Raw genomic sequence first — 13847 nt, forward strand, 5'->3', positions numbered from 1 at the left:
CGATGGCCACGTTTATTACAGAACAGGTAAGCACAATGCGGTTTGATGTAGCCAAAGGCTCTCACCACCTGAGCCATGGTCGTATCCATACCTGCACGCATGTCCATGGGCTGAGTAGACAACCAGATTTCATCAATGCGGATCATGTTGCAAGTGCCTTGAGTAATTCTGCCAAGGCAGGTATTTCTGATGTCTGCCATTTTAGCTGAATATCATTATTCGTATGAGGCACGGTGATACACAACGTGATCCTCTCATCAATAGGTTGGCTGATTGCAGCAGTGTAAGGCAAAGCAATAAATGCTGGATTCACATGAGTAGGATCCTGCACGGCACCCTCATGATGGCTGAAGATCCTGATCCAACGACTGACAAGGTTGGCATTAATACTATGTTGCAGTGCGACCGAAGCGATCGAGGTATTAGGATTTTTGCAGGCATTGACAATACTGAGTTTGAATTCTTTGCTGTATTTTCGGCGTTTTTTAGCAACAGGAGGTGTTGCTGAATATATATCCATGTTCATGGATTAAGTCCCCACTTGTTTTTAGGTGGGAACTAAATTAAGGCTTATAGGATCGCTTGGTAAGGCTGTGTTAGCCGGATGCTTACCTTTCTCGGAAAATATTAGCCAATAGTTCTAGGTTTTATATGTAGAATTAGAGTTTACCCGAGCATCCTGTGATTAAAGCACCTATGACGCTTATTTCATTCAGTGAAGAGCATGCTGATTTTGAAATGTACAGAGACAAAGATTGTCATCAATTAACGCAAGTGAATCGTTTTAAAGGGGGATGTCCAGTTTGTTTGTCTGAGGCCCTTCCTAGGGATGGAAAGTCAGATCATGGTGTTCCTCTGGTTGGATGATATATAGAAAGTCCTGTTGTCTATGACTATATTTTTGACCGTATACTACTGACTGGAAGCTTTTTAAGTGATCATCATAGTGAAAGCAGAAAGGTATAATTAAACTAATGAGCGGCTCCTTGATTTATACAATAAATGCAGATCATGCAAATCGTGTCTATATGGTAGGTGACTTACATGGCTGCCATAGTTTGTTGATACAAGAACTCCAAAAAATTCATTTTGATTTTCAGATTGATGTGCTCATTTGTACGGGTGATCTTGTAGATCGAGGTGAAGAAAACTTAGCGTGTATTTCATTACTAGACCAACCTTGGTTCTATACGGTGCGTGGTAATCATGAAGAAATGTGTATCAAGTCACCTCATGATCCTAAAATAAAAGATATTCATGCACGTAATGGAGGTGAATGGTTTTATCAGTTATCTCAAACACAGCGACTAGAAATTATCGAGCGTTTTAAGCAGTTGCCTTTAGTCATAGAAGTTCAATTGGAATATAAAAAGATCGGTGTGGTGCACGCAGACATTGACATACATAATTGGAATGCCTTTAAGCAAGATATTAGTCAAGGCGACTATAATATCTCTGGTGTAACTTCTGCTTATAGCAATGCACTTTGGGGGAGAGGACGTATCCGTAATCATTCAGAACATTACGATACTGTGGAAAATATTGATGAAATCTATTTAGGTCATACGATTGTAAAAGAGCATACTAAAATCGATAATTGTCATTACATTGATGTTGGTTCCTTTTTTACCAAAAAACTTTGTATTGTAAAAATCCAATGAATCTGACGATGTGGTAGGGGAGTTTGGTGGTGAAAAAAGTTCGATTGATCAAAAAATCAACACTTAAATCATGTATCCTAGCTTGTATCCTGTAATTTTTTAATATTAATTAGTGTAATAAAAACAATAGGGTAGGAGAGGGTTGTTGTCCGTCTGGGCCCACCATATAAAACAACCCCTTACGTGCATTAATCGTAAGGGGTTTTTTGTTTTTGGATATTATGAAATCTGAAGTAAGCAATTCACTTAATTGATCGTCGTTCTTATCTCGAAGGGGCTTTGTTGCACAAACCTATCTGTAAAGGCTTTTTCAGCGATATAATTTTCAAATGAAGAAGCCTACACACAAAATCTACCGCACAACCAATTGGCCCGCATATAACCGAGCACTCATGAGTCGCGGAAATATTGCCATTTGGTTTGATCCTGCTACGCAATGGTATGCTCCATCAAAAGGCAAACAAGGGCGAAATCAAACCTACTCCGACGCAGCTATCCAATGCTGCTTAATGATTAAATCTCTATTCCGTTTGTCTTTACGTATGGTCACTGGCTTTGTGCAAAGTCTGATTAAACTTTGCGGATTAAATTGGACCGCACCAGATTACAGTACGCTTTGTAGAAGACAAAAGCATATTGATATTGCAATCAGCTACCAAAAAAGTAGCGATGGGCTGCATCTACTCGTAGACTCTACAGGCATGAAGTTTCTAGGTGAGGGCGAATGGAAACGCAAGAAACATGGACCTGAATATCGTCGCCAATGGCGTAAACTACATATTGGCATAGATGCCAAAACCCTACAAATACGCGCTATTCAGCTCACAACCAATAATGTCAGTGATTCACAGGTGCTTGGTGATTTACTTAATCAGATTCCACAAGATGAGCAGATTGACTCTGTTTATACCGATGGAGCTTATGACACCAAGCAATGCCGTCAGGTCATTGCAGATCGGCAAGCACATGCGGTGATTCCACCTAGAAAAAATGCGAAACCATGGAAAGATACAAAGAGTAGCTCGCTAGAGCGAAATGAATTACTTCGAACAGTTAAACGTTTAGGCAGGACATTATGGAAAAAATGGTCAGGCTATCATCGCCGCAGTTTGGTGGAAACCAAGATGCATTGCATCAAATTATTAGGCGATAAATTAATGGCAAGAAGCTTTCCTAGTCAGGTGAATGAAATTCATGCACGTGTAGCAGTCCTCAACCGATTTACGGAATTAGGTCGACCACTTACCCAAGTTACGCCTTAAATTTGGCTCAATTAGGGGCGCTTTGCATTTCAAATCTTTGTGCAACAAAGCCTCTCGAAGGACTTAAAATGGGTTGCCTCCACTGATAATGAACTTTTCTAGTTTGCCTTTCAATAAAGATTCTTCGTTACCAGCTTAATAAAAAAGCATCTCCCTCAGATATTACTTTTGTTATCTAAATTCCATAAACATCTTCTTTAATCAAAAAAAAAGTTCATATTTATGAAATAATTGTGATGTAGTTCAAAGAATATCTGCAAAAAAAGTGAAAAGTAGATGAAATGCATTTTACAACTGAAAAAATTATGCTAATTAATATGAGATGATTTTTTAGTCAAAAATCATGATGTTTCAGGACGGAATATCTTAAGAAGCGTATTAAAAAAATGATTAAACAGGAGTTTCAATGATGCTTCAGCTTTTAAGAAAATTGTTTTGTTTGCATATTTATGAGTATGAGCAAATGCAAGAGATCGGGGAACACAGGGAGTGTCGTAAGTGCGGTACGAATAAGGATTAAAGTTTTTGCAAGAAAAGTGAGCAATGGCTCACTTTTTTTATGCTTGTTATGGGCTAATTTCCGTTAAAATTAAAGGGAAATTTCATCACGATGAACAGGCATATGAGTAAAGATTTTCATGCAGATACCTATATCGTAGACAGCAAGCTGGCAGATACGCTGCACTGGCTCAGCCTGCATCAAGATAGTTATGACTCCTTTAGTTATGATGCAGTCACGCAAGCGCTGATGGTGCATCATGCTAATGGAGTAGATCAAATCCGAGTCGGAGATTATCTGAATACCCGTTATGGTATTTTAATTACTGCACATAACTTTTCTGCAAGTTCATCAAGTTAAACAGTTGTTAGCTTGCCATGGCATCTGTAGCCAGACTGCGAACACTCGGTTTTGGCTGTTCTGCAACTAAACCTAATTTTGCAAAAAGTTGCTGATCTCGACCTTGGGATGTATTAGGGGTCGTCAGCAGTTTTTCACCAGAGAAAATAGAATTGGCACCAGCCATAAATGCCAAAGCCTGATCCGAATCGCTTAAGGATTCACGCCCTGCAGAAAGGCGAATATAGCTTTTAGGCATCAACAACCGTGCTACTGCAATGGTACGAATCCACTCAATCACATCCAGTTTTTCTACATCTGCCATCGGTGTACCTTCAATCGGCACTAACATATTAATCGGCACAGATTCAGGATGAATTACCAGAGTTGCAAGCTCATATAACAAACCAATCCGGTCATCACGACTTTCGCCCAGACCCACAATACCGCCACTACAGACTTTCATACCAGCTTGACGCACATGATCCAGAGTATCCAGACGATCATCAAAGCTACGCGTGCTGATGATATGTGAATAGTATTCACGAGAAGTGTCCAGATTATGGTTGTAATAATCCAGTCCTGCATCTTTCAAGCGTTCAGCCTGTGATCCATTTAGCATCCCCAGTGTCATGCAGGTTTCCAGACCGAGTGCTTTAACTTCACGTACCATTTCCAGCACATAAGGCATATCGCGTTCATGCGGGTTGCGCCATGCAGCCCCCATACAAAAGCGTGAACTGCCTGATGCCAGCGCCTGTTTGGCTTCCTGAATCACTTTATCGACTGCAATGCGTTTTTCAGCTTCCAGTTTGGAATCATAATGCGCTGATTGTGAACAGTATTTACAGTCTTCAGGACATTTACCGGTTTTAATCGAAAGCAGGGTGCTCACCTGAACGGTATTCGCAGTGAAATGTTCACGATGAACCTGTTGCGCCTGGAACACTAAATCCATTAAAGGCTGTTGATATAGAGCTTGTATTTCTTCACGTGACCAATCATTACGTACCGCATCACTACTGTTCATCTCTTTCCCTATCTGTGCTTATTTATCATTCGGTTCATCTTAATAAAAATAAGCTTTTGCTTCACTAGCAAAATATGACCTTATATAAATGGCAAAGCCCACACGAGGTGAGCTTATTTTTTCAGTTGCCAGATTATTTATTACTGTGATTTCCATGAATATCCTGGCCATGCAGATCACTACGGTGCTGCTTGTTAAACACGCGCTGATCCTGTTCATGCTGATTGTTTTTTGGGGAATTAATCGGGCCATGTTGCGGCTGCTGTTGTTGTTGCTTCTGCTGGTCATGCTGAAGCTGCTCAAGCAGTTCTTGATTTGGATTTTTTGATGACATCATCTTTCCTCCACTTCATTTCTGACTATTTTTATTTATGCCATAGTCTGAAACACGGGTGTGTAAGGCTTTTAAGTGAAACTGTGAATCTAGGTAAAGTTGAAATATATTTCAATAGTGAGAGAAAATTAGCTGGATTTTGCCAGTTGTTCTTGAACGGCCCAATCGATATGTACCTGCACAATTTCATCATGCTGATTACGCTGTTGCTGAAGAGCCTGAATAATCTGCCCATCAAAGGGCGCATTGCCCAAACCAATGGCGACATTGCGCATAAAGCTTTGATAACCTGTACGACGCATCGGGCTGCCTTCAGTCGCACTTAAAAAGGTGGCTTCATCCCATTGCCATAAATCCAGTAAACTCATCTGATCCAGACCATGACGCGGATGAAAATCCTCTATCGAGGTGACTTGGGCAAAACTGTTCCAGGGACAAATCAGTTGGCAGTCATCACAACCAAAAACACGGTTGCCAATTCCGCGTCGTAAATCTTCTGGAATAATGCCTTTATATTCGATCGTCAGATAGGCGATACAGCGTCGTGCATCCAGCATGTACGGTTCGACAATCGCTTGAGTCGGACAGATGTCGATACAGGCGGTACAGGAGCCACAATGTTTAGTCGCGGGTTCATCAAAGGGCAGTTCGAGTGAAGTAAACAGTTCACCCAAAACAAAGAATGAGCCTGATGTTTTATGAATCAGCAAGGTATGTTTCCCTGTCCAGCCCATACCGGCAGTTTCAGCCAGCGATTTTTCAAAAATGGGCGCAGAATCGGCAAATGGGCGTGATTCAAAATCTCCGACTTTTTCCCGGATTTTTGTCGCCAGAGTTTTCAGGCGACCCCGCATGGTTTTGTGATAATCTCGGCCACGGGCATAACGCGCGATAATGGCAGAGTTGGGTGCATAAGAGATATAACGTGGTTCTGGTACCTCGACCAGATAATCCATACGCACACAGATAATGCTGCGTGTGCCGGGAACTAGCAAAGTGGGATTGGCACGTTTTTCCAAATTCTCTTCCAGAAACTTCATGTCACCATGATAACCACGATCCAGATATTCCTGTAAGCGTGCTAATTCTGCTTGAGCATCCGGTTTGGCAATGACACAATCAGAAAAACCCAATTCTAAAGCCTGCGCTTTAATCCATGCTTTTAGCTCAGCTGGATCTTGTTGATAAACTTTAATTTGCGCTTGAGAATCGGGAGTTGCCATAAACCAAAGACAGGGAATAAGAAATGCAGCAACAAGTTTACCATAGCCGTGATCTACAAGCATGGGAGCAGCGCTGGTTTCAACAGCAAAATAGTTCCTACGGTTTAATGCAACAAGTCGCCTGGGGGATTAGTCAGCGGCTGATCACTTTATTTTCCCAGCAAAAAATAAAAAAAATCGCTGTCTGCTGTGGTCAGGGTAATAATGCCGGCGATGGCTATCTTGTGGCCAAATATCTCAAACAGGCGGGCTTCAGTGTTGATATTTATGCAGTTGAGTTGGGTAATTCCAAAGATTTAGCATCGGCTGTGCAGGAAGCTCAGCAAGCTGGCTTGCAGCCTTATTCGCATTTTGATTTTCAATCTGAATGTGAGGTCTATATCGATGCATTATTCGGAATTGGTCTGAACCGTCAGCTGGACTTTGACTGGCAAAATGTTATTCAAACGATCAATCAGCAAACTGGATTAAAAATCTCAATTGATATTCCGAGTGGATTGGATGCCAATACCGGCCAGCCTTTGCCTGTTGCGATTAAAGCTGACTACACTTTCACGGGTTTAGGGCTTAAGGCAGGACTGTTTACCGGACAAGGCAAAGAATATGCGGGCAAGATCGAACTGATTTCTGCTATCCCGACAGATACTGAGCTTCAACCAATTGCTTGTCTTTCATCACATCAGATTCAATTGCCGAAGCGTGAAGCCTTTGGTCATAAAGGCAGTTATGGTCATGTCTTGGTTGTAGGTGGTCATGCCGATATGGGGGGGGCAGTGATCATGGCAGCAGAGGCAGCATTTGCTGCCGGAGCAGGTAAAGTGACGATCGTCTGTGATGCAAAACACCATACTGCGATTTTGTCACGTGCACCGAATATCATGCTGCGTGATATCAATCTTTTAACTCAGGAGCAACGCCAAGCACTGATTCAGCAGGTCGATGCAGTCTGTTTTGGCATGGGATTAGGTCGTGATTCTTGGTCAGAGCAACAATATACAGCTTGGTTTGAGCTGACTCAGCAATCTGATCTGGAGGTTGTTTTGGATGCGGATGCCTTATGGTTTCTGGCCAAGCAGCCTCAAGTTTTGAATTCCCAGACTTATGCCACACCACATCCAGGAGAAGCTGCAACTTTGCTAGCATGTAGCACTGCGGAAGTTGAAATGGATCGGATTGCAGCCATTCATGCCCTGCAACAAAAATATCAGGGACAGTGGGTGCTAAAAGGTTCAGGCAGCCTGATTCTGGAAGAAAGGCTTTACATCTGCAATGCCGGGAATGCCGGTATGGGAACTGGCGGAATGGGGGATGTGCTGGCCGGCATGATTGCCAGTCTAAAGGCGCAATTTGCGCAAAAAATTTATTTGCATGAAATTGTGACGCTGCATGCACTTGCAGGTGATGAACTGGCCAAAAATGGCGAACGTGGCTTGCAGGCACAGGATATGAAACATGCGATTTATCAGGTCGTGAATCGCTAAGGAGAATAGTGTGCCAGTCATCAAACTGAATATTTCAGGCCAAGTTCAAGGAGTCGGATACCGTTACTGGTTTGCCGAGCAGGCTCAGGCGCTTGGACTGAAAGGATATGTGAAGAACTTGAGCACAGGTGAGGTGGAGGCCGTTATTGCTGGAACAGACTCCCAACTTCAGGAAATGATTACACGAAGTTGGAAAGGGCCTGCTCGTGCAATCGTACAAGCGGTTATTCAAGAGTATCTGGAATCTGAGCTAGATGCTCAAGACTTTATAATATTGCGTTAAACCTTATCGACGACGGCTACTGACGCGACTCCGGCCGCGTGCCATACCACCCAACGCATTTAATACCGCCATTTTACTCATACTGCCTGAGGCGTGGGCATGACAAATAGCAGCAGCTAAAGCATCGGCGGCATCCTGTTGCGGTTTGATGCTGAGTTTTAGAATATTCATTACCATCATCTGCACCTGTTCTTTATCGGCAGCGCCATAACCCACTACCGACTGCTTGATCTGGCGCGCAGTATATTCAGCGACTTTCAAATCCAGATTGACCAATGCCGCAACAGCAGCACCACGAGCCTGACCGAGTTTTAAGGCAGAATCCGGATTTTGTGCCATAAAGACTTGTTCGACCGCAGCTTCAGTGGGGCCATAAAATTTTACAATACGCTCCACCCCGGCAAAGATGCGTTTTAAACGTTCAGGCATTTCTGTCGTTTCTGTTCTGATGGTGCCGGCATCAACAAAAGTCAGTTTGGAGCCGTCTTTTTCGATAATTCCGTAACCGGTTAAACGAGAACCGGGGTCAATCCCAATAATTAATGACATGCCCGCACTTTAAAAATAGAATAATGCCCATATTGTTACATAAGCGTATCAAAAAAGCTTGATCCTGATGAAGCAGTTGATTCCAGCATCCTATTATTTATTTTACTGAGATTAGATTAATTTTCATGAAATTATTTCTTATTATCCTTGCAGGCTTAATCCTAGAAGTATTTGTCTGGATTGGCGTGGGTGACCTCGTCGGGAGCATGTGGTACGTATTTTTCTGGTTTGTGGCCGCATTTTTTATTGGTATGAATCTGATCCGTAAATACTCGGCCGGTGTAATGCCACAAATGCAGCAAATGCAGATGGGACAGATGAGTGCAGATCCTGCATTAACAGGAAATTTACCTAAAATTCTGGCAGGTTTCTTTCTGCTTATTCCTGGATTGATTACCGACGTATTGGCCGTATTGATGCTCATTCCAGCGGTTCAGCAGGTTTTTAAGGCTGCCATAATGAAAGCGATGATGAAGCGTCAGCAACTCATGATGGAAAAAATGATGGGGGGCATGATGGGCGATATGGGTGGGGCACAAGGCCAGAATCCATTTGCCGAAATGATGCGTCAAATGCAGGATATGCAAAATCAGCAATCAGGTCGCGGCGATTCCACCATTATTGATGGTGAAGCACGTGAAGTGAGACCTGAGGCGAAAAAAATTGAAATGAAAGATATCAATCCAAAATAATTGTTTTATTAAAAAACTCTATTTAAGCCGAATCTGATGATTCGGTTTTTTATTGGAACTTTCTAATATCTTTGAACAAACGCTATAATATATTTTTATAAATTTACCTGATTTTAATGTCTCTGCTTTTTACGATCTGTCTCCTGCATTTTGTTGCTCAACTCAGTCCCGGTCCCGATGTTTTGCTCATTGCCAAAAGTGCCGCATCCACCACACGCCAGAATGCCCTGAAAGTTATTGCAGGGATCTCTGCCGGTATCGTGGTTTGGGTAATACTGACACTTGCGGGTTTTACCGTGTTAATTGACCAGTTTCCATGGATTCAACAGGTATTGATGGTGCTCGGTGGTGTGTTCCTGGCTAAAATGGGATGGGCCATGTTAAAGGGTGGTGTGCATAGCTTTAAACATAGACATCAGACCGACGACGATACAAATGGACAGGTGCAAGCTAAAAACTATTTTATGTTGGGCTTATGGACCAACCTTTCTAATCCCAAAACACTGATCTATTTTAGTAGCGTATTTTCACTGGCCTTAAGTTCATCTGCTTCAGATTATTTGAAAACACAGCTGGCAGTGATTATTCCTTTGCAGACCTTTATCACCTTTGCTTTATTGATGCTGTTGATTTCCCAACCAAAAATTAAAACCTTGTACCAGCGTTCGGGGAGTTATATTGATATGATTTCAGGCGGACTATTTCTGCTATTTGCATTGTGGTTATGGTATGACGCACTTATTCTGATGAATTAAGTGGTACATCTTCATTTAATGCTGGAGATATTGGTGAGGTCGAGGCAGGAGAGGCTGAGTTGTCTGGTGTTTTAACCGCCGTTTGATAACGATTAGGCTTTAAGGTGGTTTCAGTATTTTCAGAGCCTTGATAACTGCGACTACGGTTAGCGCGCTCACGCAATCCACCTTTTTTAATTAACTGAACCATGGCACATCTCTCATTCAAATCCACAGCTATTGTAAATCAAAGCTGGATTTGATGAGGTTATTTTCCGCATCTCTATTTGAATTATTTAAGAGTAATAAAAAGACTTGTTTGAACTAACAGGTCTTTGCTGTGAGATGCATGAAATTAGCGAAGTCTTTTATCTTCTTCTTTTAAAACATCCAGTATAGAGTGTTGTATAGGAACTTCTTGTTGTGATTGCACATACAAATGCACGACTTTAAATACGATTGCTGTAACGAGGCAGGCCACAAGACAAAAAATCCAGAAACCAAAAGGGCTGCGAATATGATGTGAGCCACAGTTTGAGCATGATTTTTCTGTAGAGTCGACTACTTTTTCGCAGCAAGCACAATGATATTGATACTGCATTGTTCTTCTCCCAGGATGTTATCCTTTTTATTCTTCGATCATGAAAGATGATTCAATTGGTTTTTTATCATAGGTAGAGCAGCATCAGCTTGCAATAAGCAATTGCTGATAATTACATAGAGACAATAGAGTATAAAAATTCATTACACAAGCAGTAGGATTTTCTTAAAATGTAAGAAATATTTTCATTAATCAAATAATAATCAATGAATTAAGAGTTAATTCTCTTGAAAATATACATAATAAAGCCCGCATCAAGCGGGCTTTATTTGAGCTAGTCTAAAACTTACTGCCCAGAACGGATGATGTAATCAAAAGCAGACAGTGATGCCTTGGCACCTTCACCGGTGGCAATGATGATCTGCTTGTACGGCACTGTGGTACAGTCACCTGCAGCAAATACGCCTTTCACATTGGTTTCGTTGCGGTCGTTAATCACAATCTCGCCACGGTTGGTTAGCTCAACAGCTGTTTCTTTCAGGAAATCCGTGTTTGGCAACAAACCGATCTGCACGAAGATCCCCGCAAGTTCTACCGTATGCTCTTCATCAGTCGCACGGTCTTTATATTTCAGACCGGTCACCTGTGAACCATCACCCAGCACTTCAGTCGACAAGGCATTCTTGATCACGGTGGTATTCGGCAAGCTGTTCAGCTTGTCTTGCAACACCTGATCCGCACGCAATTTGGTATCAAACTCCACCAGGGTGACATGCTCCACAATCCCCGCCAGGTCAATCGCCGCTTCGACACCCGAGTTACCGCCACCGATGACCGCAACACGTTTACCCTTGAACAAAGGACCATCACAGTGCGGGCAGTAGGCTACACCACGAGTTTTATATTCCTGCTCACCCGGAACGTTCATCTCTCTCCAGCGTGCGCCGGTCGACAGAATCACGGTTTTAGATTCCAGTTTGGCACCATTCGCTAAAGTCACTTCCACCAGACCATTGGCCGTTTCGTCTGCCCCTTTGATATCAGACACACGTTGCAGGTTCATGATGTCGACACCATATTCACGCACGTGGGCTTCCATCTCGGCTGCAAATTTAGGACCTTGGGTCTTCTGTACAGACGTAAAGTTTTCAATGTCCATGGTATCCATGACCTGACCGCCCATGCGCTCCGCCACGATCCCGGTCTTAATGCCTTTACGCGCTGCATAGATGGCTGAAGTATTGCCTGCAGGTCCACCACCAATCACCAGGACATCAAAGGTGTCTTTGGCATTCAGCTTTTCAGCATCTTTGGCAGCGGCATTGCTATCCAGCTTGGCGATAATTTCTTCCAGTGTCATACGACCCTGACCAATATGCTGGTTGTCCTGGAATACCATCGGCACCGCCATGATCTTGCGTTCTTCCACTTCTTCCTGGAAGAAAGCACCATCAATCATGGTCGCTGTAGTGCCCGGGTTATAGATGGCGATCAGGTTGAGTGCCTGAACCACATCCGGACAGTTATGGCAACTTAATGATACGAACACGTCAAAGTTAGATTGAACACCCAGGCTCTTGATATTCGCTAGCACTTCATCAGAGACTTTCGGTGCATAACCTGAAGTTTGCAGCAATGCCAGAATCAGCGAAGTGAACTCATGGCCCATTGGCAAGCCTGCAAAGAATACACGTGGTTCTTCACCAGCTTTAGCAATACCAAAGCTTGGCGCACGTGCATTGTTCCCGTCAAAGCGTGCAGTCACCAGATCAGACAGTGCAGCAACCTCGGACACCAGTTCCTGGATTTTGGCTGATTTGTCAGAACTATCCAGAGTGGCGACCAGTTCAATTGGGCCTTCCAGGCGTTCTAATAGGGTTTTAAGTTGAGCTGAAGTATTTTGGTCTAACATTGCTAACGTCTCCAAAGGAGTAAATGTTTATTTGATAACAAGATATTAAATGAATTGAATAAATAGGTAAAACAGTTTGTTTTTATCTTGTTGATCGGATTTACAGATTTATTGAAAAATTCATCATTAATTTCAAAGTTCTATATGGGGGTGAAAGATTAATTTTCAAGTAGTTTAGAGCAAGAATAAGGATTTTCAGCTAAGATTAAAACAAGATATTTGAGACTTGAATGATGGAATTACAACGCGGTATTTATCAACATTATAAGGGACAGCTTTATCAGGTGTTTCATGTTGCCACGCACAGTGAAACTGAAGAAAAGCTAGTGGTTTATCAATGTCTTTATGGGGATTATTCAATTTGGGTACGTCCTTTAACGATGTTCACTGAGACCATTACTACCCACGATGATCGTGAAGTAGAACGCTTTAAATTGATTCAGGCACTTTAAGCCAAACAGACTCAGGGAAGAGTGATGCAAAATTCAGATGAATTTGAAAGATTCATGCAAGAATTATATGAAAAATTTCATAGGCATGACCTTAAACAGGCAGATCGCCTGCACCGATATCGCAATATAGAGCCAGAATCAGGCCGATTTTTATCTATGCTGATTCGTGCGCAACAATCCAAAAATATTCTGGAAATTGGCACCTCTACCGGTTATTCCACTTTATGGCTGGCAGAAGCGGCTCGGCAGACTCAAGCCATGATTACAACTCTTGAAGTTGATGCAGAACGGGTTGCTCAGGCAAAGCAATATGCGACAGAAATAGATCTTGCAGATTTAATCAATTTTAAAGTAATTGATGCTCAGGTTTATCTGGAGGCAGAAAAGGAAATATTTGATTTTATCCTGTTAGATGCTGAACGAGATGCTTATGTCAGTTACTGGCCACATTTGAGTCGATTACTTAAAGCAAAGGGCGGGTTACTGGTAGTTGATAATGTCATTTCACATGCAGCAGAAGTCGAAGAGTTTATTGCCTTAATTCAGCAAGACCCACGTTTTATCATGAGTACTGTACCCATAGGCGCAGGTTTGCTGATGGTGGGATTTCGTTAATTTGATTCGCTCTAATCCATGCAAATTTTATTAAAATGTAAATTATATTCGAGATACTTTTCTACAAATGCAGCTTTATCTTGGCGTCTTAACAGGTCGTCATAAATAAATTCAGGTACGGGATGATACAGTTCAGTATGACCATTACTGTATACAATTTTCAGGTGGCGGCTTGAGGGATTGTATTTCCAAGAAATCACGGTAAGCAGTTTTTGCATATGCGTTCCTCCACTGAATATT

At 42.3% G+C, this 13847-nt stretch carries 19 protein-coding genes; 9 read left to right on the top strand and 10 right to left on the bottom strand.

The features are described 5' to 3' along the window. Both tnpB and F890_RS06390 read right to left on the bottom strand, forming a co-directional pair. Positions 1 to 200 (bottom strand): IS66 family insertion sequence element accessory protein TnpB (tnpB, locus tag F890_RS19405; RefSeq protein ID WP_204436884.1); only part of this gene is annotated, 200 nt, incomplete at its 3' end. Then, positions 143 to 526 carry a transposase gene (locus tag F890_RS06390; protein ID WP_001055585.1) on the bottom strand — a complete coding sequence of 128 codons (384 nt, stop codon included), beginning with the start codon at positions 524 to 526 and terminating at the stop codon, positions 143 to 145. The genes F890_RS06390 and tnpB, both read right to left, overlap by 58 nt. A gap of 448 nt (positions 527 to 974) precedes the next feature. Here F890_RS06390 and F890_RS06395 point away from each other — a divergent pair, with 448 nt between their 5' ends. From F890_RS06395 to F890_RS06405, 3 genes are all read left to right on the top strand, one after another. After that, on the top strand, positions 975 to 1661 hold the full coding sequence (locus F890_RS06395) for a metallophosphoesterase (RefSeq protein ID WP_005265677.1): 687 nt from the start codon (positions 975 to 977) through the stop codon (positions 1659 to 1661). Between the two features lie 329 nt (positions 1662 to 1990). After that, on the top strand, positions 1991 to 2923 hold the full coding sequence (locus F890_RS06400; RefSeq protein WP_082191737.1) for an IS5-like element IS17 family transposase: 933 nt from the start codon (positions 1991 to 1993) through the stop codon (positions 2921 to 2923). A 622-nt stretch (positions 2924 to 3545) separates the two neighbouring features. Then, positions 3546 to 3782: a hypothetical protein gene (locus F890_RS06405; RefSeq protein WP_017397818.1), complete on the top strand. Its 237-nt coding sequence runs from the start codon at positions 3546 to 3548 to the stop codon at positions 3780 to 3782. A gap of 7 nt (positions 3783 to 3789) precedes the next feature. Here the strand turns inward: F890_RS06405 and bioB are convergent, their stop codons facing one another. The 3 genes from bioB to queG all read right to left on the bottom strand — a co-directional run bounded on the left by bioB (position 3790) and on the right by queG (position 6348). Continuing rightward, on the bottom strand, positions 3790 to 4791 hold the full coding sequence (gene bioB / locus F890_RS06410) for a biotin synthase BioB (protein ID WP_004731515.1): 1002 nt from the start codon (positions 4789 to 4791) through the stop codon (positions 3790 to 3792). 133 nt (positions 4792 to 4924) lie between these two features. Next, positions 4925 to 5128 (bottom strand): hypothetical protein, encoded by a 204-nt coding sequence (locus tag F890_RS06415; protein ID WP_004278929.1) that lies wholly within the window; start codon positions 5126 to 5128, stop codon positions 4925 to 4927. 125 nt (positions 5129 to 5253) lie between these two features. After that, positions 5254 to 6348, bottom strand: a complete 1095-nt coding sequence (gene queG, locus F890_RS06420; protein ID WP_004731511.1) for a tRNA epoxyqueuosine(34) reductase QueG — start codon at positions 6346 to 6348, stop codon at positions 5254 to 5256. 23 nt (positions 6349 to 6371) lie between these two features. Here queG and F890_RS06425 point away from each other — a divergent pair, with 23 nt between their 5' ends. Both F890_RS06425 and F890_RS06430 read left to right on the top strand, forming a co-directional pair. Beyond that, a complete protein-coding gene (locus tag F890_RS06425) occupies positions 6372 to 7829 on the top strand; it encodes a bifunctional ADP-dependent NAD(P)H-hydrate dehydratase/NAD(P)H-hydrate epimerase (RefSeq protein WP_004731509.1) in 1458 nt (485 codons plus the stop codon). A 10-nt stretch (positions 7830 to 7839) separates the two neighbouring features. Continuing rightward, positions 7840 to 8112, top strand: coding sequence for an acylphosphatase (locus tag F890_RS06430; protein ID WP_004278926.1), 273 nt, complete (start codon positions 7840 to 7842; stop codon positions 8110 to 8112). Positions 8113 to 8115: 3 nt separating this feature from the next. Here the strand turns inward: F890_RS06430 and ruvC are convergent, their stop codons facing one another. Continuing rightward, positions 8116 to 8661 (bottom strand): crossover junction endodeoxyribonuclease RuvC, encoded by a 546-nt coding sequence (gene ruvC / locus F890_RS06435; protein WP_004278925.1) that lies wholly within the window; start codon positions 8659 to 8661, stop codon positions 8116 to 8118. A 125-nt stretch (positions 8662 to 8786) separates the two neighbouring features. Between ruvC and F890_RS06440 the strand changes: the two genes are divergently transcribed. Both F890_RS06440 and F890_RS06445 read left to right on the top strand, forming a co-directional pair. After that, positions 8787 to 9353 (top strand): FxsA family protein, encoded by a 567-nt coding sequence (locus F890_RS06440; RefSeq protein ID WP_004278924.1) that lies wholly within the window; start codon positions 8787 to 8789, stop codon positions 9351 to 9353. Between the two features lie 116 nt (positions 9354 to 9469). Continuing rightward, positions 9470 to 10108 (top strand): LysE family transporter, encoded by a 639-nt coding sequence (locus F890_RS06445; RefSeq protein WP_004278923.1) that lies wholly within the window; start codon positions 9470 to 9472, stop codon positions 10106 to 10108. On the opposite strand, the gene F890_RS06450 is transcribed toward F890_RS06445, so the two are convergent. The 3 genes from F890_RS06450 to ahpF all read right to left on the bottom strand — a co-directional run bounded on the left by F890_RS06450 (position 10092) and on the right by ahpF (position 12540). After that, positions 10092 to 10298 carry a hypothetical protein gene (locus tag F890_RS06450; RefSeq protein WP_004731506.1) on the bottom strand — a complete coding sequence of 69 codons (207 nt, stop codon included), beginning with the start codon at positions 10296 to 10298 and terminating at the stop codon, positions 10092 to 10094. The genes F890_RS06445 and F890_RS06450 overlap by 17 nt on opposite strands. A 144-nt stretch (positions 10299 to 10442) precedes the next feature. Continuing rightward, positions 10443 to 10688, bottom strand: a complete 246-nt coding sequence (locus F890_RS18090; RefSeq protein ID WP_004278921.1) for a hypothetical protein — start codon at positions 10686 to 10688, stop codon at positions 10443 to 10445. A 286-nt stretch (positions 10689 to 10974) separates the two neighbouring features. Further along, positions 10975 to 12540 carry an alkyl hydroperoxide reductase subunit F gene (ahpF, locus tag F890_RS06455; protein WP_004278920.1) on the bottom strand — a complete coding sequence of 522 codons (1566 nt, stop codon included), beginning with the start codon at positions 12538 to 12540 and terminating at the stop codon, positions 10975 to 10977. Positions 12541 to 12773: 233 nt separating this feature from the next. Here ahpF and F890_RS06460 point away from each other — a divergent pair, with 233 nt between their 5' ends. Beyond that, positions 12774 to 12992, top strand: coding sequence for a DUF1653 domain-containing protein (locus F890_RS06460; protein WP_004278919.1), 219 nt, complete (start codon positions 12774 to 12776; stop codon positions 12990 to 12992). A 24-nt stretch (positions 12993 to 13016) separates the two neighbouring features. Further along, positions 13017 to 13607, top strand: a complete 591-nt coding sequence (locus tag F890_RS06465) for an O-methyltransferase (RefSeq protein ID WP_004278918.1) — start codon at positions 13017 to 13019, stop codon at positions 13605 to 13607. Between the two features lie 11 nt (positions 13608 to 13618). Here F890_RS06465 and F890_RS06470 read toward each other — a convergent pair whose 3' ends face one another. Further along, a complete protein-coding gene (locus F890_RS06470) occupies positions 13619 to 13825 on the bottom strand; it encodes a KTSC domain-containing protein (RefSeq protein ID WP_005266189.1) in 207 nt (68 codons plus the stop codon). Between the last annotated feature and the right edge of the window lie 22 nt (positions 13826 to 13847).

Origin of the sequence: Acinetobacter sp. CIP 64.7 (genome assembly GCF_000369745.1) — a bacterium.
Lineage (GTDB): Bacteria > Pseudomonadota > Gammaproteobacteria > Pseudomonadales > Moraxellaceae > Acinetobacter > Acinetobacter fasciculus.

Excerpts from the sequence above, each read along its gene's own strand:
- F890_RS06405 (WP_017397818.1), top strand. The coding sequence starts at position 3,546 with ATGAGTAAAGATTTTCATGCAGATACCTATATCGTAGACAGCAAGCTG.
- F890_RS06460 (WP_004278919.1), top strand. The coding sequence starts at position 12,774 with ATGGAATTACAACGCGGTATTTATCAACATTATAAGGGACAGCTTTAT.
- bioB (WP_004731515.1), bottom strand. The coding sequence starts at position 4,791 with ATGAACAGTAGTGATGCGGTACGTAATGATTGGTCACGTGAAGAAATA.
- queG (WP_004731511.1), bottom strand. The coding sequence starts at position 6,348 with ATGGCAACTCCCGATTCTCAAGCGCAAATTAAAGTTTATCAACAAGAT.
- F890_RS18090 (WP_004278921.1), bottom strand. The coding sequence starts at position 10,688 with ATGCAGTATCAATATCATTGTGCTTGCTGCGAAAAAGTAGTCGACTCT.
- F890_RS06400 (WP_082191737.1), top strand. The coding sequence starts at position 1,991 with ATGAAGAAGCCTACACACAAAATCTACCGCACAACCAATTGGCCCGCA.
- F890_RS06390 (WP_001055585.1), bottom strand. The coding sequence starts at position 526 with ATGAACATGGATATATATTCAGCAACACCTCCTGTTGCTAAAAAACGC.
- F890_RS06470 (WP_005266189.1), bottom strand. The coding sequence starts at position 13,825 with ATGCAAAAACTGCTTACCGTGATTTCTTGGAAATACAATCCCTCAAGC.
- F890_RS06450 (WP_004731506.1), bottom strand. The coding sequence starts at position 10,298 with ATGGTTCAGTTAATTAAAAAAGGTGGATTGCGTGAGCGCGCTAACCGT.
- F890_RS06415 (WP_004278929.1), bottom strand. The coding sequence starts at position 5,128 with ATGATGTCATCAAAAAATCCAAATCAAGAACTGCTTGAGCAGCTTCAG.
- ahpF (WP_004278920.1), bottom strand. The coding sequence starts at position 12,540 with ATGTTAGACCAAAATACTTCAGCTCAACTTAAAACCCTATTAGAACGC.
- F890_RS06465 (WP_004278918.1), top strand. The coding sequence starts at position 13,017 with ATGCAAAATTCAGATGAATTTGAAAGATTCATGCAAGAATTATATGAA.
- F890_RS06445 (WP_004278923.1), top strand. The coding sequence starts at position 9,470 with ATGTCTCTGCTTTTTACGATCTGTCTCCTGCATTTTGTTGCTCAACTC.
- ruvC (WP_004278925.1), bottom strand. The coding sequence starts at position 8,661 with ATGTCATTAATTATTGGGATTGACCCCGGTTCTCGTTTAACCGGTTAC.
- F890_RS06440 (WP_004278924.1), top strand. The coding sequence starts at position 8,787 with ATGAAATTATTTCTTATTATCCTTGCAGGCTTAATCCTAGAAGTATTT.
- F890_RS06395 (WP_005265677.1), top strand. The coding sequence starts at position 975 with ATGAGCGGCTCCTTGATTTATACAATAAATGCAGATCATGCAAATCGT.
- F890_RS06425 (WP_004731509.1), top strand. The coding sequence starts at position 6,372 with ATGCAGCAACAAGTTTACCATAGCCGTGATCTACAAGCATGGGAGCAG.